Consider the following 20367-nt stretch of genomic DNA (forward strand, 5'->3'; position numbering starts at 1 on the left):
TGATGTCGAACCCCGTCACCAGCACGTCGCCCGGATAGTAGCGCGCCAGCTCCGCCGTCGTCTCCGGCCAGCCGAGCGTGGAGAACGGCCACAGCGCGGAGGAGAACCACGTATCGAGCACGTCCTCGTCCTGCCGCAGTGCCACCGCCGCGCCGAACCGCGCCTCGGCCTGCGCCCGGGCCTGCGCCTCGGTCTCGGCGACGAACACGCTCCCATCCGGCGCATACCAGGCCGGAATCCGGTGCCCCCACCAGAGCTGGCGCGAGATGCACCACGGCTCGATGTTGCGCATCCAGGCGAAATACGTGTTCTCCCACGATTTCGGCACGAACTGCACCCGCCCGTCCTCCACCGCCGCGATCGCCGGCCCCGCCAGCGCCTCGGCGTTGCAGAACCACTGCTCGGTCAGCAGCGGCTCGATCACCGCGTTCGAGCGGTCGGCGTGCGGCACCGCGTGCACATGCGGCTCGATCGTCTCCAGCGCGCCGGTCTCCTCCAGATGCGCCACGATCCGCCGCCGCGCCTCGAACCGGTCGAGCCCGTCAAGACTGTCGAGAAACGCCGCGTCTTGCGGCGCGCATTCGGCGCGGATCTCGGCCAGCGTGATCCGCGCCTCGCGGTCCAGCACCGAGGGCATCGCCAGCCCATGCCGCTGACCCACGCCGAAATCGTTGAAATCATGCGCCGGCGTGATCTTCACCGCGCCCGAGCCCTTCTCCGGGTCGGAATGCTCGTCGGCGACGATCGGCACCCGCCGCCCGGTGATCGGCAGGATCACGGTGCGGCCGACGAGGTCGGCATAGCGTTCGTCGGTCGGGTGCACCGCCACCGCGGTATCGCCGAGCATCGTCTCCGGCCGCGTCGTCGCCACCGTGATGGTCCGCGCCGTCCCCTCGATCGGGTAGCGCAAATGCCAGAGATTCCCCTTCACCTCGCGCATCTCGACCTCGAGGTCGGAAATCGCCGAGCGGAACACCGGGTCCCAGTTCACCAGCCGCTTGGCGCGGTAGATCAGCCCGTCATTGAACAGCCGGACGAAGATGGTCCGCACCGCCTGCGACAGCCCCTCGTCCATGGTGAAGCGCTCGCGCGACCAGTCCGGCGAGGCGCCGAGCCGGCGCAGCTGGCGGGTGATGTTGCCGCCCTGCTCGGCCTTCCAGCTCCACACCCGCTCCAGGAAGGCGTCGCGGCCGATCTCCTGGCGCGATGTGCCCTCGCGCTGGAGTTCGCGCTCCACCATCAGCTGGGTGGCGATGCCGGCATGGTCGGTCCCCGGCTGCCACAGCGCGTCCCGCCCGCTCATCCGGTGATACCGGATCAGCGCGTCCTGCAACGTCATCGTCAGCGCATGGCCGACATGCAGGCTCCCCGTCACGTTGGGCGGCGGGATCATGATGGTGAAGGGTGCGGCCGCGCGCGAGGGATCGGCGGCGAAGGCGCCGGCGTTTTCCCAGATTTCATAGAGCCGCGTCTCGAACGCGGCGGGGTCGAAAGTCTTGTCCAGCATGAGGCTCTTATGCGCGAAACCGGGCAGGGGCGAAAGCCCGCCAGGCGCGCCTTACGGGCCGTCCTCGCCGATCAGCCGCTCGATTTCCGACCGCACGATCCGCTCCACCACATTGGGCAGATGATCGTCGAGCCAGGCCTTCAGCAGCGGCCGCAATTCCGCCCGCACCATCTCCTCGATGGTGATGTCGCCGCGCCCGAGTGCGAGCCCCCGCTCCGGTGCGACCGTGCGGCGCAGCGCGCCGATATGCTCGGCGGCGCGCTGCGCGGCCTCGGGGCTGACCAGCCGCTCGGGATCGCGCAGCGACACCGCGGCGGCGTCGATCGTCTGGTCCAGCGCCATGCCCGGCGGCGTCGCGCCCGACAGCACCGCCCCCGCCGCCATGGCGCCGCCCTGTGCGAGCGCGTCGCCCGTCTCCGGCTTCGGGGTGACGCGCCCTTCCGCGACCATCATCGTCGGGTCGAGGTCGAGCACCGGCCCGGCGGCCGGGGCCGCCGCCGTCTCCGTCTCCGCCGCCGGCATGGCGACGGCGTCATCGTCCTTGAGGATGCGGCGGATGGAGGAAAGGATTTCGTCCATCGAGGGTTCGGCCGCTTGATCCGTTGGCGTTCCGCTCATGGGTGAGTGTCCCCTGGCTTGATGTGCAGTTCGCTGGGCCCGTCCGGCGCCGTTTTGGGCCGGGCGAGCAGGGTGCCGTCCGGCGCGATGCCGGCATTGCGGAAGGCGACGTTGCCGTTGCCGAACAGCGCGCCCTTCACGGTGTCGTAATATTTGAGGTCGTCATACTGCGTGACCGGCAAGGCGAGGTCGCTCGCCGTCAGCCGCCCGATCGCCGCCGCGATCGCGTAGGATTCGTCAACCTCGGAGGCGATGTTCTGGATCTGCGTCGTCTGCGCGTTGAACAGCTGCTGCTGCGCGTTCAGCACGTCGAGCGTGTCGCGCGTGCCGACGATCTCCTGCCGCTCGGTGCCGTCGAGCGCGATCGCGTCGGCCCGGATCTGCGCCCGGCTGCTGGCAATCGCCGCCCGCGCCGCCTTCAGCCCCTCGAAGGCCTGGGTCGCCTGCTGCACGGCGGCGCGCTGCGCGTCGATCACCCCGGCATAGGCGTATTGCACATTGTCCCGCGCCTGGCGGATCGCGGCATATTGCTTGCCGCCCTGGTAGAGCGGGATGGTGAGGTTGGCGAGGATCTGCCCGCCGGTGGTGCGCGAATGCGGCCCGCTGGGGTTCGATTCGTCGAAGGCCGAGGCCGAGAGCGAAAGCTGCGGCCCGAGCCCGGCCACCGCCGCATCCATCGAATCCTTCTTCGACGCCATGGTGAACAGCGCCGCCACCACCGTCGGGTTGTTGGCCAGCGCCGCGCGGGCGAGCGCCTGCTTGCCCGCGCGCCCAAGGGCGAGCGGCTGCGGCGGCACCAGCGTCTTCGCCGGATAGGCGCCGACCAGCTGGCGGAAATTCTCGTCGGCGATATGCAGGTTGCCCCGCGCCACCGCGATCTGCTCCTGCGCCCCGGCCAGCGAAGCCTCGGCCTGCGCCACCGAGGTCTCGGTGATCTCGCCGACCTTGAACTGGTCCTTCACCGCCCGCAGCTGCTGCGCCAGCACCGCCTCGTTGCTGCGGTCGAGCGCCAGCAGATGCCGGTCGGTGATCACCGTGACATAGGCGTTGACCACCTTGCCGAACACGCTCTGCTCGGTCGCGAGCAGTTGCGCCCGCGCGGCATAGACCTCGTTCTTCGCCTGGTGCACCTTCGCGATCGTCAGCCCGCCATCGAAGATCGACTGGTTGACGGTGATCTGCCCGATCGCGTCGTTGCGCGCCGCGGTCAGCGTCGAGCGCGTCAGCTGGGTCTGGCCAAGCGCGTTGACCGCGTTGAACGCGCTCTCGGTGGTCTCGTCGACCCGCCCGGCCGAACCCTGGATGGTGATCGTCGGCCGCCAGCCGGCAAGCGCCGCCGGCACGTTCTCGTCGGTCGCGCGCAGCGTCGCCCGCTGTTCCTGCAAGGTCGGGTTGTTGGAATAGGCCTGCGCCAGCGCCGCGGTCAGCGTCGCCGGGCGCCCGTCGCCCGCCGCCCGCGCCGCCGGCGCGGCCAGCAGCGCCGCCACCGGCAATGCCGCCGTCAACGCCGCCCGAATCCGCCGGTTTCCCGGCCGTGCCCGTCCTGTTCGCAAAGGGGCTGTCTCCTCAAATGAGAACATCAAATCCATCATGATATCAAAAACTGAATGCAATCTTACGTTCGAAGGCCGCAAGCGCCGGCATGTTGCAATCCGCCATGGCCCGGTGGGCGAACCGCCCGCCAACCGCCTCGGCCACCACCAGCCGGCCGATGCCGCCCTCGCGCAGCACGCCCACCAGCTTTCCGCCCGGCGCGAGCTGCGCGGCGAAGCCCTCCGGCAGCGCGTCCACCATGCCCTCGATCACGATCACGTCGAACGGCGCCTCCGCCGGCGCGCCCGCGGCGAGCGCGCCGCCGATCAGCCGCACCTCCGGCGCCTCGGCGGCCAGCGCCGCCGCCGCCGCCGCGCGCAGGCCCGCGTCCTCCTCCAGCGCCGTCACGCGCGCGCCGCACGCCGCCAGCACCGCCGCGCCGTATCCGGTGTTCGCGCCCACCACCAGCACCCGCGCGCCGGGGGAGGGGGCGGCGAAATAGGCCAGCCGCGCCACGCCGAGCGGCGCCGGCATGAACCGCCCGCCGCCGAGCGGCAGGTCGGCGTCGGCATAGGCAAGGCCCGCCTGCGCCGCCGGGCAGAACCGCTCGCGCCGGATCGTGCGCATCGCGATGATGATCCGGTCGTCCGCGATATTGTTGGGCCGGATCTGGCCGTCCACCATCATCGTGCGGGCGGCGCGGAAATATCCTTCTTTGTCCGACATCGGAGATCCTCTACGCTGAAGCCGCCCCTCTATAGGACGCGCGGCCCGATCCGGCAAAGCCATCGATCCCCGGGGCTTGACCGCCGCCGGTCCCGGCCCGATAAGCCGGGTTCAGCCGCGCCGGTCCGGTGGCAGAGTGGCTATGCAGAGGACTGCAAATCCTTGGATGTGGGTTCGATTCCCGCCCGGACCTCCAGCAGCGCGCAATCCCGCGCCGCGGCGCTCATCTCCGCCCCGATCCGCCGTCCCCCCCGATTGCCCGCGGCACCGCTTGCTCCTAGTCTCTCCGGCAACGACCGGCCAACGGAACCGACGGGAGCGAAAGACATGTCCAGCCACTACCAGGCGCGCTACGATTCATGGCACGAAGCCCCGGAGGCCTACTGGCACGAGGCCGCAAGCCGCATCGACTGGATCACCCCCTATGAAAAAGTGTTCGACCCCGCGCAGGGCCCGTTCGGCCGCTGGTTTCCCGGCGCCACGCTGAACACCGCCGCCAACTGCCTCGACCGTCACATCGCCGCCGGCGCCGGCGAGCGCATCGCCCTGATCTGGGACAGCGCGATGGAAGGCCGCATCGCCCGCTACACCTACCGCGCCCTGCGCGACCGGGTGGCGAAACTCGCCGGCGCGCTCGCCGCCCGCGGTGTCGCGAAGGGCGACCGCGTGGTGATCTACATGCCGATGGTCCCCGAAGCGGCGATCGCGATGCTCGCCTGTGCGCGGCTCGGCGCCATCCATTCCGTCGTCTTCGGCGGGTTCGCCGCCCCCGAGCTGGCCAGCCGCATCGATTCCGCCGAGCCGAAACTCGTCATCGCCGCCTCCTGCGGCCTCGAACCCGGCCGCGTCGTGCCCTACAAGCCGATCCTCGACGCCGCCCTGGAGCGCGCCGCCCACAAGCCGCGCGCCTGCCTGATCTTCCAGCGCGAGGCCCTGCGCGCCGATCTGGTCCCCGGCCGCGACGAGGATTATCTCGACGCCGAGGCCGCCGCCGCCCCGCACGATCCCGTCCCCGTCGCCGCGACCGACCCGCTCTATATCCTCTACACCTCCGGCACCACCGGCCGGCCCAAGGGCATCGTCCGCGACAATGGCGGCCACGCCGTCGCCCTCGCCGCCACCATCCCGATGATGTACGACGTCCACCCCGGCCCCGGCTCCGCCAGCGAGGTGATGTGGACCGCCTCCGATGTTGGCTGGGTCGTCGGCCACACCTATATCGTCTACGCGCCGCTGCTCGCCGGCGTCACCACCGTGATGTACGAGGGCAAGCCCGTCGGCACGCCGGATGCCGGCGCCTTCTGGCGCGTCTGTGCCCAGCACGGGGTGAAAACCCTCTTCACCGCCCCCACCGCCCTGCGCGCGATCAAGCAGCAGGACCCCGCGGGCGCGCTCACCCGCCAATATGATCTCTCGAAGCTCGAAGCCCTGTTCCTCGCCGGCGAGCGCTGCGACCCGCCGACCGCCGAATGGGTCGCCGCCCTGCTCGGCAAGCCGGTGATCGACAACTGGTGGCAGACCGAAACCGGCTGGCCGATCTCCGCCCGCTTCCGCGGCCTTGGCCTCACCGCGTTCAAGCCCGGCTCCGGCGGCCGCCCCTGTCCCGGCTACGACGTCCAGGCCCTCAACCCGAGGGCGGGCTCATGCCCCAGGGCGAGGTCGGCGCCCTCGCCATCCGCCTGCCGCTGCCCCCCGGCTGCGCCCCCACCCTCTGGCAGGACGACGAGGGCTACCGCCGCGCCTATCTCGACGCCTTCCCCGGCTGGTACCGCACCGGCGATGCCGGCATGGTCGATGCGGATGGCGATATCTGGGTGATGGGCCGCACCGACGACATCATCAACGTCGCCGGCCACCGCCTCTCGACCGGCGCCATGGAAGAGGTCCTCGCCGCCCACCCCGATGTCGCCGAATGCGCGGTGATCGGCCGGCAGGACGCGGTGAAGGGCGAGGTGCCGCTCGGCCTCGTCGTGCTGAAATCCGGCGTCGCCCGGCCGGATGCCGAAATCGCCGCCGAACTCGTCGCCCTGGTGCGCGAGCGCATCGGCCCGGTCGCCGCCTTCAAGGACGCGCTGGTGGTCCAGCGCCTGCCCAAGACCCGCTCCGGCAAGATCCTTCGCGCCACGATGAAGCAGATGGCCAACGGCGCGCAGCCCGTCATCCCGCCCACGATCGAGGACGCCGCCGTGCTCGACCAGATCGCCCCGCTGCTCTCGCCCTGATCTTTGCCCCGGCCCGCCGCCTTGGTCAGACTCCTGCTCCGGCCCGCGGCCGGGATCAGAACCTGTCCTTGGCGGCGCGCAGCCGGGCGAATTCCTCGGCCGAGGCGGCGCGAAGAAACGGGTTGGCCGCCAGCTCGTCGGCAAGCCGCACCGGCAGCGTCGGCGCGCCCGCCGCCCGCAGCCGCTCCACCTCCGCCGCCCGCGCCGCGAGCGCGGCGTTGTCGGGGTCGACATGCCGGCCGAACCGCGCGTTCGACAGCGTATATTCATGCCCGCACAGCATCAGCGTCTCGGGGTCGAGTGCCGCCAGCGCCTGCAAGCTCGCATGGAACTGCGCCGGCGTGCCCTCGAACATCCGCCCGCAGCCGAGGCTGAACAGCGTGTCGCCGCACGCCGCCGCCGCATCGCCGAACACGTAGGTCACATGCCCGACCGTATGCCCCGGGGTCGCGATCATCCGCACCGCCGCCCCGCCGAGATCGATCGTCTGCCCCGGCGCCAGCGCTACGTCGAGTTTCGGCAGCCGCGCCGCATCCGCCGCGTTGCCGGCGATAAGCGCGCCGAACCGCGCCGCGAGCGCCACCGCCCCGGCGATGTGATCGTCGTGATGATGCGTCAGCAGCACCCAGTCCAGCCGCCCGCCCGCGTCCTCCACCGCCCCGATCGCCGCCGCCGCGTCCGCCGGATCGACGAAGGCGGACGCGCCGCCATGCGCCACCAGCCAGGCGTAATTGTCGGCGAGCATCGGCACCCGCGTGATCGTGAAGCCGCGATGGGAAATGGCCATGCTCCGTCCTTCTCACATGCTATAGGGGAGGGATGCGTCTCGATGCGCCCTCGATCGCCGATTTCTACGCCACGCCGCGCGGCGCCGCCACCGCACGGCTGATCCGCGCCCGGCTGCGCGATTTCTGGCCCGAGGCGCGCGGCCATGAGGTGCTCGGCCTCGGCTATCCCGCCCCCTATCTGCGCCTCTGGCGCGACCAGGCGGCGCGCTGCATCGCCGCCGTGCCGGCGCAGATCGGCGCCGCCCCCTGGCCCATCGCCCGCCCCGGCCTCAGCGCGCTGGTCGAGGACGATGCCTTGCCCTTCGCCGATGTCAGCATCGACCGGCTGCTGCTGATCCACGGTCTCGAACACGCCGAAACCGCCCGCCGCCTGCTGCGCGAGGCCTGGCGGGTGCTGCGCCCCGAGGGGCGGATGATCGTGGTCGTGCCCAACCGCGCCTCGTCCTGGGCCTATCTCGACCGCACGCCCTTCGGCCACGGCCAGCCCTATTCGCCCTCCCAGCTCGGCCGCATGCTCGCCGATTCGCTGTTCCGGGTCGAACGGCGCGACGCCGCGCTCTTCCTCCCCCCGCTCGGCGGCCGCGCCATCCTCCGCGCCGCCCCGCTCATCGAGCGCGCCGGGCGGCGCATCGCCGCCCAGGCCGGCGGCGTCGTCATCACCGAGGCGACGAAGGACGTCGCCGGGCTCATCCCGCTGCGCGCCGGCCGCCGCCGCCTCGTCCTCGCCGAGCGCTGAGGGGGCGTCAGCCCTTGGCGCGTAGCTTCCGGTGATGCGCCATGTGGTGCTCGGCATAGGTCCGGAACATGGAATCGACCGTCTTCTGCTGCGCCGCGTCCAGCTTGCCGTAGAGCGTCTGGAACGCGGCGGTCAGCTTGTTCATGTTGTCCGCCTGCTTCGCCTGGATCGCGGCGAAGGACTCCATGTTCTGCACCGCGTTCATCGTCGCGAGATGCGCGGCCCGGCTCTGGTAGAGCGTCGCGATCGAGGTCGCGTTGTCGCGCGAGACCTGGGCGAAGCCGTGCCACGCGTCCTGCTCGGAAGCGGTGATCCGCAGCTTCGCCTTCAGCGCCGCGAGCCGGTGATCGACATGCGCGAGCATGCGCGACTGCGGGGCAGGGGTGGCCGTGGTCGTGGTCTTGCTCTTGCTCTCGGGTGTCGCCGCCCTTGCATGCGGCAGGGCGATCGCGGCGATCGAGGCGCCGGCCATGGTCGCGGCCAGCAATGCGGCGGGCGCGTGGGCGCGGAGGGAGCGGATCGGCTTCATGTCGGAACTCCGGTTGGTTGAACCACCCCGCTCTAGCCCGCCCTTCATGACGCGATGCTGGCGCCGCCGTGTCGGAATCATGGCCTACGGCGATTTCATCCGCGGTTTCGCCCTGCGTCAGCCCCCCTTGTTCTTTGCCCCGATCGGGACGATGTTGTGCCGGAGAGGACCGCACAGGTCCGGTTTGACGACGGAGACCGCCAATGTTCATCGAAACCGATGTCACCCCCAACCCCGCCACGCTGAAATTCCTCCCCGGCCGCGAGGTGCTCGGCCAGGGCTCGGCCGATTTCGACACCGCCGAGGCGGCTGGCGCGAGCCCGCTGGCCGCGGCCCTGTTCGCGCTGCCCGGCGTCACCCGCGTCTTCCTCGGCGGCGATTTCGTCTCCGTCACCAGCGACGATCCCGGCGCCTGGCCCTCGCTCAAGCCGCAGGTTCTCGGCGCGATCATGGAGCACTACCTCTCCGGCCGCCCGGTGATGGACAGCGCCCAGGACGCGGCGGCGGAGGATGTCGACCCGGCCGACCGCGAGATCGCCGACCAGATCAAGGAACTGCTCGACATGCGGGTCCGCCCGGCGGTCGCCGGCGATGGCGGCGACATCGTCTTCCGCGGCTTCCGCGACGGCGTGGTCTCGCTGCACATGCAGGGCGCCTGCTCCGGCTGCCCCTCCTCGACGGCGACCCTCAAGATGGGTATCGAGAACCTGCTCAGGCATTACGTCCCCGAAGTGAAATCGGTGCAGCAGGTGATGGCCTGAGCCGGCCGGCGGCCTGACCGGGCCGCCCCGACGTCCCGAACCCAACGGAGTGTCCGCATGACCCTCGATGCCGGCGCGCTCGATGCGCTGTTCCGCACCGCCCGCACCAAATCCGCCTGGACCGGCGCGCCGGTCCCGGACGACACGCTGCAAGAACTCTACGACCTGCTGAAATACGGCCCCACCTCGGCCAATTGCTCGCCCGCGCGCTTCCTCTTCCTGCGCAGCCCCGAATCGCGCGAGCGGCTGAAACCCGCCCTCAACCCCGGCAATATCGACAAGACGATGGCCGCCCCAGTCACCGTCATCGTCGCCCACGACCCGCAATTCTACGAGCACCTGCCGAAGCTCTTCCCCCATGCCGATGCCCGCGCCTGGTTCGCCGGCAACCCCGACCTCGCCGAGGAAACCGCCTTCCGCAACGGCACGCTGCAAGGCGCCTACCTCATCATGGCCGCCCGCGCCCTCGGGCTCGATTGCGGCCCGATGTCCGGGTTCGACAAGGCGAAGGTCGACCAGACCTTCCTCTCCGACCAGGGCTGGCGCTCGAATTTCCTGATCAATCTCGGCTACGGCGAGCCGGCGGACCCGTTCCCCCGCGCCCCGCGCCTCGGGTTCGACGAAGCCTGCGTCCTGCTCTGACATGGCGCCGCCCGCCGCGCGCCTGCTGGTGCTCGACGCCGCGTTGAAATCCGCCCGCGCCGGCGTGATCGCGGGCGATCGCGTGCTCGCCGCGCGCGAGGGCGCGCCCGAAACCGGCCTGGCCGACCTGCTGCCGCTCTGGGCAGCGGATTGCCTGGCCGAATCGGGGCTTGCCGCGGCGGCGCTCGACGGCATCGCCGTCACCATCGGCCCCGGCAGCTTCACCGGCCTGCGCGCCTCCCTCGCGCTTGCCCAGGGAATCGGCGTCGCCGCCGGCGTGCCGGTTCACGGCGTCACCGTGGGCGAGGCGATGGCGGCGATGCTGCCCGGCCTCGGCCGCCCGCTCTGGGTCGTCACCACGGCGCGGCGCGGCCGGCTTTTCCTCGAACGAAACGGCGCCGCCAGCGCCGTCGACGAGCCCGACCTGCCGGCGCCGGAGGGCCCGATCGCCATCGCCGGCGACCGCGCGGCCGACATCGCCGCCCGCCTCGCCGCGGCCGGGATCGATGCCGTGCCCACCGGGATCGACGCCTGCACCATCGCCGGCATCGCCATCGCCCTGCGCCAGCGCCTCGCCGCCGGGCTGCCGCCGCGCGCGGCCGCCCCGCTCTATGTCGACCCGCCCGAGGCCCGCCTGCCCGCCGCCGGCCTGCGCCCGCCGCCGCGCCGCTGAGCGTGCCCGCCCCGCTGCCCGCCCCGTTGCCCGCCACAATGGCCCATGCGGCGTCCCTCGCCGCGATCCACGCCGCCGCCTTCCCGGACAATCCCTGGCCGGATACCGCCTTCGCGGCCCTGTTCCAAAACCCGACGACCTTCGGCTTCATCGACCCCGCCGGCGGCCTCGTCATCGCCCGCGCGGTCGCCGGCGAGGCCGAGATCCTGACCATCGGCGTCGCCCCGGCCGCCCGCCGGCGCGGCATCGCCCGCGCCCTGCTCGCCGCCGCCCTGGCGGCGGCGCGGGGCAGGGGGGCCGAGACCGTCTTTCTCGAAGTCGACGCCGCCAATGCCGCCGCCGCCAGCCTCTATCGCGAAGCCGGCTTCCGCCCCGCCGGCAGCCGGCGCGACTATTACGGCGCCGGGCGCGACGCGCTGCTGTTCAGTCTTCCGCTTTCCTGATCACGACAACGGCGCTGCCATCGGGCAGATCGAACATGTCGAGCAGGTCGTGCCCCTGGTCGGCGGCGGCGCGCGGCACGTTCGCCCGCGGCTCGGCGCCGCGCAGCCGCACCAGCAAAATCTCCCCCGCCGCCATCGAATCGAGCGCCAGCCTGGTCCGCACATAAGTCATCGGGCAGGTCTCCGCAGTAATGTCGATGGCCCGGTTATGGGCGGGAAGTTCCATGACTTTCGTATCCTGGATTACCATTTTCTAACCGTTTTCAAAAAATGGAACAGCGTTGAGCTAAATTACCTGCGCCTTTCGGACGAATTTCAAAGGTAAATTCTTGCAATTTACATCAAAATGCTCCAGATCAAGTCTAAGGTAAATGATCAAGTAGAGGCGAAGAAGGACCAGTGATGCCGGATAGCCAGGACACTCAACAACTCCTACAACTCACTGCGCAGATTGTGTCGGCGCATGTATCGCACAATTCGGTTTCAGCCGAAATGCTGCCCGCGCTCATCCGGGATGTCTATATGAGCCTCAGCGGAACGGATCAGCCTGTCGAAGAGCCGCCGCCGCCGCTCGAGCCGGCAGTCAATCCAAAGAAATCCGTCTTCAACGATTATATCGTCTGTCTTGAGGACGGTAAAAAACTCAAGATGCTTCGCCGTCACCTTAAATCCGCTTACAATCTGACACCCGAGCAGTATCGCGAGCGCTGGGGATTGTCGAGCGACTATCCGATGGTCGCGCCCGCCTACGCCAAGCAGCGCTCCACCCTCGCCAAGAAAATCGGCCTCGGCACCAAGACCGCCGGTTCGACCCCTTCCGGCTCCGCCCGCGGCAAGAAGGGCGAGTAGCCCGCTCCACCGGTTCCGGCCAAACGCCCGGCGGCAAACCCGCCGGGTTTTTTGCGTCTGCCTGCCCGCCCGTGCCGCCCGATTGCCTTTTCGCGCGCCCTGGTCCAACAATATTCGCAATCGAAACGCCGCCCTCTTTTCGTTTCGTATGCAATATAAGGAACATCGCGTGTCGGATCATGCCGCATCCATCAGCCGGCGGGCGGAAATCGTCGCCCTGGTCGAACAGAACGGCTTCCAGACGATCGAGGCGCTGGCCCGCCATTTCGACGTCACGGTGCAGACCATCCGCCGCGATCTCAACGCGCTCGCCGCCGATGGCAAGCTCAGCCGCTACCGCGGCGGCGCCGGCCTGCCGTCGAGCATCGAGAACATGGAATACAACCGCCGCCGCGTGGTCCATCTCGAAGCCAAGCTCCGCATCGCCGACATGGTGGCGGCGGACATTCCCGAGCACGCCTCGCTTTTCATCAATATCGGCTCGACCACCGAACAGGTCGCCCGCGCCCTGCTCGGCCATCACGACCTGTCGGTGATCACGAACAATCTCAACGTCGCGCGGATCATGAGCGAAAGCACCGATTTCCGCGTCATCGTCGCCGGCGGCATGGTCCGCAACCGCGATGGCGGCATCACCGGCCAGGCCACCCGCGACATGTTCGACCGTTTCCGCGTCGATATCGGCATCATCGGCGTCTCCGGCATCGACGCCGACGGCGCGCTCTACGATTTCGACATGGACGAGGTGATCTGTTCGCAGGCGATCATCCGCAACGCCCGCCGCGTCGTCCTCGTCACCGACCATTCCAAGTTCGGCCGCCCGGCAATGGTGCGGATCGGCACGCTCGCCCAGGTCTCCGCCCTCTATACCGACCTGCCGCCGCCCCCGCCCATCGCCGCGCTGATCGGCACGCTCGGCATCGAACTGCACGTCGCCGAGCCGGCAACGCCGCCGCTCGCCTGATCGCGCGCATCAAAAACGCCCGGTCCCTCGCGGGGCCGGGCGTTTTCTCGTCGTATCGCGATCCCGCTTTCTTGCCGTATCGCGATCCCGCTTTCTTGCCGTATCGCGATCCCGCTTTCTTGCCGTATCGCGATCCCGCTTTCTTGCCGTATCGCGATCCCGCTTTCTTGCCGTATCGCGATCCCGCTTTCTTGCCGTATCGCGATCCCGCTCAGTCGGCCGCCAGCGCCATGTGCTTGCGCGCGATCTCGCCGCTGACATAGGTCTCCACCGCCTCGCCGATCGCCTCGGCATGGTTGGCGAACACGTGGTCGGCGCCTTCCAGCACGCGGTAATCGACGGCGACACCCTTCTGCGTGTTCAGCTTGTCGACCAGCTTGCGCACCGAATTCTCCGGCACCAGTTCGTCGGCGTCGCCGTGGATCATCAGCCCGCCGCAAGGGCAGGGGCGAGGAAGCCGAAATCGTAATGCGCCGCCGGCGGCGCAACGCTGATCCAGCCCGAAACCTCCGGCCGGCGCATCAGCAGCTGCATGCCGACGAAGGCGCCGAACGAATAGCCCGAAATCCACAGCCCGCCATGCCCGGGGTTCAGCGCCTGCATCCAGTCGAGCGCCGCGGCCGCGTCGTTGATCTCGCCCATGCCGCCGTCATAGCTGCCCTGGCTGCGCCCGACGCCGCGGAAATTGAACCGCATCACCGAGAAGCCCAGCCGCTGGAACACCTGATACATCGTGTAGGTGATGCGGTTGTTCATGGTTCCGCCATGCAGCGGATGCGGGTGCAGCACCAGCGCCAGCGGCGCCCCCCGGTCCTTGGCATGGTGATAACGCCCTTCGAGACGGCCATCCGGCCCGGCAAACATAACTTCAGGCATGGTCTTGTCTGGTCTTTCCCAATCGATCGTCACATCACCCGGCCTTGATCGTCGCCGGATGCAGGAATGTTCCCCCGTCGGCGGCCTGCCGCCGCCCTCGCGCCCTCAGGTGCCGCCGGAGCCGGGGAAACGGCTTCGACACTTATATATAGGTTGCCTCCACGAATGATTGACCGGTCCGGTATGCATACCTACTCTCCCCGTCATGACGCGCGCGACGACCCGCAAGCATGGCCCCGAAAGCCGGCCCCAAAACCGCCTGTCCGGCATGCGGATCGCGGTTGTCCAGCCCTCCCGCGGCACACCGCGTCGCGCTGTTGCCATGAACACCGGGGAAGCCGTGCGCCAAAACTTCGTCTCCCGCCCGAAAAATCGTATCCCGGGGCCCGCTAGAGCTTTCATTTCCTCCATCCGGCGCCAATATCGCCGGAGAGGCACACAGATAACGGATGGCATCCAGATTTTCCACGGAAATGTCGCATGAGCTCAATGTTTTTGCGTGAAACCATCCGGGCCTACCGCCAGCGCGATCCGGCCGCCCGGTCGGATCTCGAGGTTCTGCTGTGCTATCCGGGCCTGCACGCCATCCTGCTGCACCGCGTCGCGAACTGGCTCTGGCGGCACCGGCTGCGCCTCGCCGGCCGCTTCCTCTCGCATCTCGCCCGGGTGGCGACGGGAATCGAAATCCATCCGGGTGCGACGATCGGCCGCCGCTGCATGATCGATCACGGCATGGGCGTGGTCATCGGCGAAACCGCCGTGCTGGGCGACGATGTCTATCTCTACCACCAGGTCACGCTCGGCGGCACGTCGAGCGAGCGCGGCAAGCGCCACCCGACGCTGGCCAACAACGTCATCATCGGCGCCGGCGCCAAGGTGCTGGGCAACATCCTGATCGGCGAGAACGCCCGCATCGGCGCCAACGCGGTCGTGGTCGCCGATGTGCCGGCGAATACCACCGTGGTCGGCATCCCCGCCCGCCCGGTCGAGCGCGGCACCGCGATCCGCCCGCCCAAACCCCGCTTCGATCCCTACGGCACGCCCTGCGATCCCTGCATCGACCCGCTGCTGAGCGAGATGGAGCGTCTGCGTGCCGAACTAACCGATCTCGAAGCCCGCGTGGCCCGCGCGGAGTCGCGCGCGCAGTATCAGGCGGACTCGCGCGAAACCGATCATGACGCCCCCATCGCCCGGCGCTGATCCCGGCCTCTATCTCGACGCCAACGCGACCGAGCCGCTCCGCCCCGCGGCCCGCGCGGCGGTCCTCGCCGCCCTCGATCTCGTCGGCAACCCCGCCTCGGTCCATGCCGAGGGCAGGGCGGCGCGCAAGCTGCTCGAATCCGCCCGCGCCACCCTCGCCGCGCGTCTCGGCGCCCGCCCGGAAAACGTGGTCTTCTGCGCCGGCGCCACCGAGGCGAACGCGATGGCGATCCACGGCCTCGCCGCCGGCGGCGGCATCGTCATCGGCGCCACCGAGCACGACGCCGTCCGCGCCGCCGCTCCGGATGCCGTCATCGCCCCGGTCGATGAAGCCGGCCGGCTCGACCATGCGGCCTTCGCCGCGTGTCTCGCCGCGCACCGCCCCACGCTCGCCTGCGTCATGGCGGCCAACAACGAAACCGGCGTGCTGAACGACATCGCCGCCATCGCCGCCCTCTGCGCCGCGAGCGGCACGATGCTGCATGTCGATGCCGTGCAGGCCGCCGGCCGCGTGCCCAACCCGGACTATCTCGCCCAGGGCGCGTCCAGCGTCGCCGTCTCCGCGCACAAGCTCGGCGGCCCGAAAGGGGTGGGCGCCCTGCTGCTCGCCGCCGATGCCGCGTCCCGCCTCGTCCCGCTGGTCCGCGGCGGCGGGCAGGAACAGGGCCGCCGCGGCGGCACCCACAACCTGCCCGGCATCGCCGGCTTCGCCGCCGCCCTCGATGCCGCGCATGCGACCCCGCGCCCCGACCAGCGCCCCGACCCGCGCCTCGCCGCCCTGCGCGACGCGATCGAGGCCGGCGCGCGCGATTGCGGCGCAATCATCGCCGGCGCCGGCGCGCCCCGCCTCGCGAACACCACCTGCCTCGTCCTGCCCGGCCTTGCCGCCGAAACCCAGGTCATCGCGCTCGATCTCGAAGGTATCCGCATCTCCGCCGGTGCCGCCTGCTCCTCCGGCAAGGTCGCCCGCAGCCACGTCCTCGCCGCGATGGGCCTGGGCGATCTCGCGTCCAGCGCCATCCGCGTCTCGCTGCCCTGGAACGCGCCGGCGGATGCGCCGGCCCGCTTCCTCGCCGCATATCGGCGTCTTGCCGCCCGCGCCTTGCGCAAATCCGCGCATGTCTCTACCTCCGCAGCGTGAACGGCGCCCGGATCGCGCGCCTTCGTCAACGCAACCGGATCAAGGGTCTCACATGCCGAACATGACTTTCATCGAGCGCGACGGCACGCGCCGGACGGTGGACGCCCCGTCCGGCCTGTCGGTGCTCGAAATCGCCCACAAGCACGGGATCGACATCGAAGGCGCCTGCGAGGGCTCGCTCGCCTGCTCCACCTGCCATGTCATCGTCGAGCCCGACTGGTTCGCGAAGCTCGCCGCCGCCTCGGAAGACGAGGAAGACATGCTCGACCTCGCCTTCGGCCTCGAAAAGACCTCCCGCCTCGGCTGCCAGATCGTGATGTCCCCGGCGCTGGACGGGCTCGTCGTGAAGCTGCCCGCCGGCGTGCGGAACGCGCAGAACGGCTGAGATCGTGCGCGTCGTCGTCGCCATGTCCGGCGGGGTGGACAGTTCGGTCGTCGCCGGGCTGATGCACGAGGCCGGGCACGAGGTGATCGGCGTCACCCTCCAGCTCTACGATCACGGCGCCGCCACCGGCCGCAAGGGTGCGTGCTGCGCCGGGCAGGACATCCACGACGCCCGCAACGTCGCCGACCGTCTCGGCATCGCCCATTACGTGATCGATGCCGAAACCGCCTTCCGCAGCGCGGTGATCGGCGATTTCGCCGATGCCTATGCCGCGGGCCGCACCCCGGTCCCCTGCGTGCGCTGCAACCAGCACCTCAAATTCGGCGACCTGCTCGGCCTCGCCCGCGATCTCGGCGCGGCGGCGCTGGCCACCGGCCACTATGTCCGCCGCGAGGAGGGGACGCACGGGGCCGAGCTTCACCGCGCGGTCGATGCGCGGCGCGACCAGTCCTGGTTCCTCTTCGCCACCACGCGCGACCAGCTCGAATTCTCCCGCTTCCCCCTCGGCACCATGCCGGACAAGGACGCCGTCCGCGCCGCGGCCGCGCGGATGCACCTGCCCGTCGCCGAAAAGCCGGACAGCCAGGACATCTGCTTCGTCCCCTCCGGCACCTATGCCGACATCGTCGCGAAGCTCCGCCCCGATGCCGCCGCCCCCGGCGAAATCGTCACCGAGGACGGCGCCGTGCTCGACCATCACCAGGGTATCGCCCGCTACACGGTCGGCCAGGCGAAGCGCCTCGGCGCCGCCTCCGGCCATGTCGTCACCAGGATCGACGCCGCCCGCCGCCGCATCGTCGTCGGCCCGCGCGGCGCCGGCGGCCGCGAGGTGAGGATCGCCGAGCCGAACTGGCTGATCGATCCGCCCGCCGCCCCGTTCCGCGCCAGCGTCAAGCTCCGCGCCGGCGAGGCGCCGCACCCCGCCGAGATCGACATCGCCCGCAACCTCGTCACCCTCGACACGCCTGCTTTGGCCGCCCCCGGCCAGGCCTGCGTCGTCTATCAGGACTCCCGCGTTCTGGGCGGCGGCTTCATCTTGTGATCTTGTGATCTTGTGATCTTGTGATCGACACCACGGCCGCCACGGTCGTTTTTTTCGCCCATCGCCGGCAAGCCTGATTGGTTTCGCGGCCGCGCCGGTCTATATCCACATCGGCGCCATCCGTCTGCCCGCAGTCCGGCGGGCCGGAGCCGCTCTCGCGTGCCGGATCTCCCGGAAGCGGGTCGACGCAACCACGCCATGGCACAAGCCATGCACGGCAAGAAAAAAAGGATTCCACACGTGGCCAACGAAAAATCGCAGAACGTGCAGGATGTGTTCCTCAATCACGTTCGCAAGAGCAAGACCCCGGTCACCGTGTTCCTGGTGAACGGCGTGAAGCTTCAGGGCGTCATCACCTGGTTCGACAATTTCTCCGTCCTCCTCCGCCGCGACGGGCATACCCAGCTCGTCTACAAGCACGCGATCTCGACCGTGATGCCTGGCGCGCCGATCCAGCTCTTCGACGCGGCCAAGGCCGATGCGCCGGCCAGCGCCAGCGGGGCGACCCTCACCCTCGGCCGCGCCGGCGATGCCGATCGCGACGCCGAGTAGGCCGGATTGAGCATACCGACAAAGGCCGCGCCCACCCGCGCCGCCATCCTGCTGCCCTGGGAGCATGGCGGGCGGCGCAACGGCCCGCGCGAGGCCGAGGCCCGGCTGGCCGAGGCCATCGGCCTCGCCGCCTCCATCGGTCTCGTCATCGCCCATGACGAGATCGTCCAGCTCCGCGCCCACCGCCCCGCCACCCTGTTCGGCGAGGGCCAGGTGAGCCGCATCGCCGAGTCCATCGCCGAGGCCGAAATCGACGTCGCCGTGGTCGATTCCGTGCTCAGCCCGGTGCAGCAGCGCAATCTCGAACGTGCCTGGAAATGCAAGGTCATCGACCGCACCGGCCTGATCCTCGACATTTTCGGCGAGCGCGCCCGCACCGCCGAGGGCGTGCTCCAGGTCGAACTCGCGCATCTCGCCTACCAGCGCTCCCGCCTCGTCCGCTCCTGGACCCATCTTGAGCGCCAGCGCGGCGGCTTCGGCTTTCTCGGCGGCCCCGGCGAAACCCAGATCGAGGCGGACCGCCGCCTGATCACCGACCGCATCGCCCGCCTCCGCCGCGAGCTTGACGAGGTCCGCCGCACCCGCGCCCTGCACCGCGCCGCGCGCAACCGCGTGCCCTATCCCGTCATCGCCCTGGTCGGCTACACCAATGCCGGCAAATCCACCCTGTTCAACGCGCTCACCGGCGCCACCGTCCACGCGCAGGACCAGCTCTTCGCCACCCTCGACCCGACGATGCGCCTCATCGTCCTGCCCTCCGGCCGCCATGCCATCCTGTCGGACACGGTGGGCTTCATCTCCGACCTGCCGACCGAACTCGTCGCCGCCTTCCGCGCCACGCTCGAAGAGGTCGCCGCCGCCGACATCATCCTCCATGTCCGCGACTGCGCCCACCCCGACAGCGCCGCCCAGCGCGCCGACGTCATCTCGGTGCTCGATGGCATGGCCCGCTCCGGCATGATCGACGAGGGCTGGTCCTCCCGCTGCATCGAGGTGATGAACAAGATCGACCTGCTCGATCCCGCCACCGCCGACCTGCCGGGCCCCGCCGCCATCGCCGTCTCGGCGCTGTCCGGCGAAAATCTCGAAACCCTGCGCGCCGCGATCGACGCCCGCCTCGCCGGCGCCATGCAGGTCGCGACCTACTGGCTCGCCCATGCCGACGGCGCCGCCCTCGCCTGGCTCTACCGCCACGGCGAGGTGCTCTCCCGCGCGGATGGCGAGGAGTCGATCGCCATCGAGGTCCGGCTCCGCCCCGAAGACCGCGCCCGCTTCGAGCGCGACCACGAAGCCGCGCTGCACGCCCCGTCGCCCTGACCCATCGTCCCGGAATCCCGCCCATGATGCCTGACAGATCCGATCTTTCCGCCATCGCGGCGCTGCTGCGCGAGGTCGCCGGCAGCATCGTGATGCCGCGCTTCGGCCATATCGGCCCGGCCGACATGCGCACCAAATCCGGCCCGCTCGACCCCGTCACCGTGGCCGACGAGGCGGCCGAGCGCGCGCTGACCGCGGGCCTGCGCGCCCTCTTCCCCGATGTCGCGGTGATCGGCGAGGAATCGGTCGCCGCCGATCCCGCGCTGCTCGGCGCGGTCGCCGGCCCCGGCCCGGTCTTCGTGATCGACCCGATCGACGGCACCCAGAACTACGCCGCCGGCCTGCCGCTGTTCGGCCTGATGATCGCCCTGGTCGAGGGCAACGAGACCATCGCCGGGCTGATCCACGACCCGCTGCGCGACGACACCATGCTCGCCACGCGCGGCGCCGGCGCCTTCCTGCTCCGCGGCGCGGCGGAGCGTGCCGAATTCCTGCCTTTGCGCGTCGCATCCCCGGCGCCGCTCGCGCAGATGATCGCCTCGGTCTCCTGGCAATACATGGAGCCGGCCGAAAAATCCCGCGTGCTCGGCAGCCTCGCCGCAATCGGGCAGACGCCCAACCTGCGCTGCGCCGCCGCCACCTACCGCGCCATGGCCTCCGGCCACATGCACGCCGCGGTCTCCCGCCGCACCCTGCCGTGGGACCATGCCGCCGGCACGCTGATCGTCGAGGAAGCCGGCGGCCATGTCCGCCGGCCGGATGGCGAGGCCTGGCGCCCCGCCGATATCGATGGCGGCCTCATCGCCGCCGCCGACCGCGACACCTGGCACCGCCTGCGCGACGCGCTCTATTTATGAATAAGT

General features: G+C 70.2%; 21 protein-coding genes, 1 tRNA gene and 2 pseudogenes. 16 read left to right on the forward strand and 8 right to left on the reverse strand.

Features of this window, described 5'->3' with window-relative positions; all coding sequences use genetic code 11:
- From ACIDOCELLA78_RS92630 to ACIDOCELLA78_RS92645, 4 genes are all read right to left on the reverse strand, one after another.
- The coding region (locus ACIDOCELLA78_RS92630; RefSeq protein ID WP_201729289.1) for a valine--tRNA ligase at positions 1–1507 on the reverse strand (1507 nt) is incomplete at its 3' end.
- Between the two features lie 51 nt (positions 1508–1558).
- Positions 1559–2125 (reverse strand): DUF2497 domain-containing protein, encoded by a 567-nt coding sequence (locus ACIDOCELLA78_RS92635; protein WP_201729290.1) that lies wholly within the window; start codon positions 2123–2125, stop codon positions 1559–1561.
- Positions 2122–3630 (reverse strand): TolC family outer membrane protein, encoded by a 1509-nt coding sequence (locus tag ACIDOCELLA78_RS92640; RefSeq protein ID WP_249676324.1) that lies wholly within the window; start codon positions 3628–3630, stop codon positions 2122–2124. The genes ACIDOCELLA78_RS92635 and ACIDOCELLA78_RS92640 overlap by 4 nt, the downstream gene beginning before the upstream one ends.
- Before the next feature lie 91 nt (positions 3631–3721).
- The gene (locus ACIDOCELLA78_RS92645) at positions 3722–4384 is read right to left on the reverse strand and encodes a protein-L-isoaspartate O-methyltransferase (protein ID WP_201729292.1); all 663 of its coding nucleotides are present in this window, start codon (positions 4382–4384) and stop codon (positions 3722–3724) included.
- Positions 4385–4506: 122 nt separating this feature from the next.
- Between ACIDOCELLA78_RS92645 and ACIDOCELLA78_RS92650 the strand changes: the two genes are divergently transcribed.
- Together ACIDOCELLA78_RS92650 and ACIDOCELLA78_RS92655 are read left to right on the forward strand one after the other, a co-directional pair.
- A tRNA-Cys gene (locus ACIDOCELLA78_RS92650) sits at positions 4507–4580 on the forward strand.
- A gap of 131 nt (positions 4581–4711) precedes the next feature.
- Positions 4712–6606: pseudogene (locus ACIDOCELLA78_RS92655) on the forward strand (AMP-binding protein).
- 55 nt (positions 6607–6661) lie between these two features.
- Here ACIDOCELLA78_RS92655 and gloB read toward each other — a convergent pair.
- Positions 6662–7393, reverse strand: a complete 732-nt coding sequence (gene gloB / locus ACIDOCELLA78_RS92660; RefSeq protein ID WP_201729293.1) for a hydroxyacylglutathione hydrolase — start codon at positions 7391–7393, stop codon at positions 6662–6664.
- A gap of 32 nt (positions 7394–7425) precedes the next feature.
- On the opposite strand from gloB, the gene ACIDOCELLA78_RS92665 reads away from it, so the two are divergent.
- Positions 7426–8130 carry a methyltransferase domain-containing protein gene (locus tag ACIDOCELLA78_RS92665; protein ID WP_201729294.1) on the forward strand — a complete coding sequence of 235 codons (705 nt, stop codon included), beginning with the start codon at positions 7426–7428 and terminating at the stop codon, positions 8128–8130.
- A 7-nt stretch (positions 8131–8137) separates the two neighbouring features.
- On the opposite strand, the gene ACIDOCELLA78_RS92670 is transcribed toward ACIDOCELLA78_RS92665, so the two are convergent.
- On the reverse strand, positions 8138–8659 hold the full coding sequence (locus ACIDOCELLA78_RS92670) for a Spy/CpxP family protein refolding chaperone (RefSeq protein WP_201729295.1): 522 nt from the start codon (positions 8657–8659) through the stop codon (positions 8138–8140).
- Between the two features lie 203 nt (positions 8660–8862).
- Here ACIDOCELLA78_RS92670 and ACIDOCELLA78_RS92675 point away from each other — a divergent pair, with 203 nt between their 5' ends.
- Genes ACIDOCELLA78_RS92675 through rimI form a run of 4 tightly spaced genes read left to right on the forward strand, consistent with a single transcriptional unit; the run spans position 8863 to position 11178 of the window.
- Entirely contained in the window at positions 8863–9420 is a 558-nt protein-coding gene (locus ACIDOCELLA78_RS92675; RefSeq protein ID WP_201729296.1) for a NifU family protein, read from the forward strand.
- 57 nt (positions 9421–9477) lie between these two features.
- A complete protein-coding gene (locus tag ACIDOCELLA78_RS92680; protein ID WP_201729297.1) occupies positions 9478–10062 on the forward strand; it encodes a malonic semialdehyde reductase in 585 nt (194 codons plus the stop codon).
- 1 nt (position 10063) lies between these two features.
- The gene (gene tsaB / locus ACIDOCELLA78_RS92685; protein WP_201729298.1) at positions 10064–10735 is read left to right on the forward strand and encodes a tRNA (adenosine(37)-N6)-threonylcarbamoyltransferase complex dimerization subunit type 1 TsaB; all 672 of its coding nucleotides are present in this window, start codon (positions 10064–10066) and stop codon (positions 10733–10735) included.
- A gap of 38 nt (positions 10736–10773) precedes the next feature.
- Positions 10774–11178 (forward strand): ribosomal protein S18-alanine N-acetyltransferase, encoded by a 405-nt coding sequence (rimI, locus tag ACIDOCELLA78_RS92690; RefSeq protein WP_201729331.1) that lies wholly within the window; start codon positions 10774–10776, stop codon positions 11176–11178.
- Here rimI and ACIDOCELLA78_RS92695 read toward each other — a convergent pair.
- Positions 11159–11422, reverse strand: a complete 264-nt coding sequence (locus ACIDOCELLA78_RS92695; protein ID WP_201729332.1) for a sulfurtransferase TusA family protein — start codon at positions 11420–11422, stop codon at positions 11159–11161. The two genes, rimI and ACIDOCELLA78_RS92695, sit on opposite strands and share 20 nt — an antisense overlap.
- A gap of 158 nt (positions 11423–11580) precedes the next feature.
- On the opposite strand from ACIDOCELLA78_RS92695, the gene ACIDOCELLA78_RS92700 reads away from it, so the two are divergent.
- Positions 11581–12027, forward strand: a complete 447-nt coding sequence (locus tag ACIDOCELLA78_RS92700) for a MucR family transcriptional regulator (RefSeq protein ID WP_201729299.1) — start codon at positions 11581–11583, stop codon at positions 12025–12027.
- 169 nt (positions 12028–12196) lie between these two features.
- Positions 12197–12991 carry a DeoR/GlpR family DNA-binding transcription regulator gene (locus ACIDOCELLA78_RS92705; protein WP_201729300.1) on the forward strand — a complete coding sequence of 265 codons (795 nt, stop codon included), beginning with the start codon at positions 12197–12199 and terminating at the stop codon, positions 12989–12991.
- 211 nt (positions 12992–13202) lie between these two features.
- Here ACIDOCELLA78_RS92705 and ACIDOCELLA78_RS92710 read toward each other — a convergent pair.
- A pseudogene (locus tag ACIDOCELLA78_RS92710) lies at positions 13203–13867 on the reverse strand (alpha/beta hydrolase).
- 480 nt (positions 13868–14347) lie between these two features.
- On the opposite strand from ACIDOCELLA78_RS92710, the gene cysE reads away from it, so the two are divergent.
- The 7 genes from cysE (at position 14348) to ACIDOCELLA78_RS92745 (ending at position 20361) form a co-directional block, all read left to right on the forward strand.
- Positions 14348–15067: a serine O-acetyltransferase gene (gene cysE / locus ACIDOCELLA78_RS92715; RefSeq protein ID WP_201729301.1), complete on the forward strand. Its 720-nt coding sequence runs from the start codon at positions 14348–14350 to the stop codon at positions 15065–15067.
- Entirely contained in the window at positions 15042–16208 is a 1167-nt protein-coding gene (locus ACIDOCELLA78_RS92720; RefSeq protein ID WP_201729302.1) for a cysteine desulfurase family protein, read from the forward strand. Before cysE ends, ACIDOCELLA78_RS92720 begins: the two co-directional genes overlap by 26 nt.
- A gap of 52 nt (positions 16209–16260) precedes the next feature.
- Positions 16261–16593, forward strand: coding sequence for a ferredoxin family 2Fe-2S iron-sulfur cluster binding protein (locus tag ACIDOCELLA78_RS92725; protein ID WP_201729303.1), 333 nt, complete (start codon positions 16261–16263; stop codon positions 16591–16593).
- A 4-nt stretch (positions 16594–16597) separates the two neighbouring features.
- Positions 16598–17635 (forward strand): tRNA 2-thiouridine(34) synthase MnmA, encoded by a 1038-nt coding sequence (gene mnmA / locus ACIDOCELLA78_RS92730; protein WP_201729304.1) that lies wholly within the window; start codon positions 16598–16600, stop codon positions 17633–17635.
- Between the two features lie 240 nt (positions 17636–17875).
- Positions 17876–18187, forward strand: a complete 312-nt coding sequence (hfq, locus tag ACIDOCELLA78_RS92735; protein WP_201729305.1) for an RNA chaperone Hfq — start codon at positions 17876–17878, stop codon at positions 18185–18187.
- 6 nt (positions 18188–18193) lie between these two features.
- The gene (gene hflX / locus ACIDOCELLA78_RS92740) at positions 18194–19504 is read left to right on the forward strand and encodes a GTPase HflX (protein ID WP_201729306.1); all 1311 of its coding nucleotides are present in this window, start codon (positions 18194–18196) and stop codon (positions 19502–19504) included.
- Between the two features lie 26 nt (positions 19505–19530).
- On the forward strand, positions 19531–20361 hold the full coding sequence (locus tag ACIDOCELLA78_RS92745; RefSeq protein WP_249676327.1) for an inositol monophosphatase family protein: 831 nt from the start codon (positions 19531–19533) through the stop codon (positions 20359–20361).
- The last annotated feature ends 6 nt before the right edge of the window (positions 20362–20367 follow it).

Source organism: Acidocella sp. C78, from assembly GCF_907164655.1.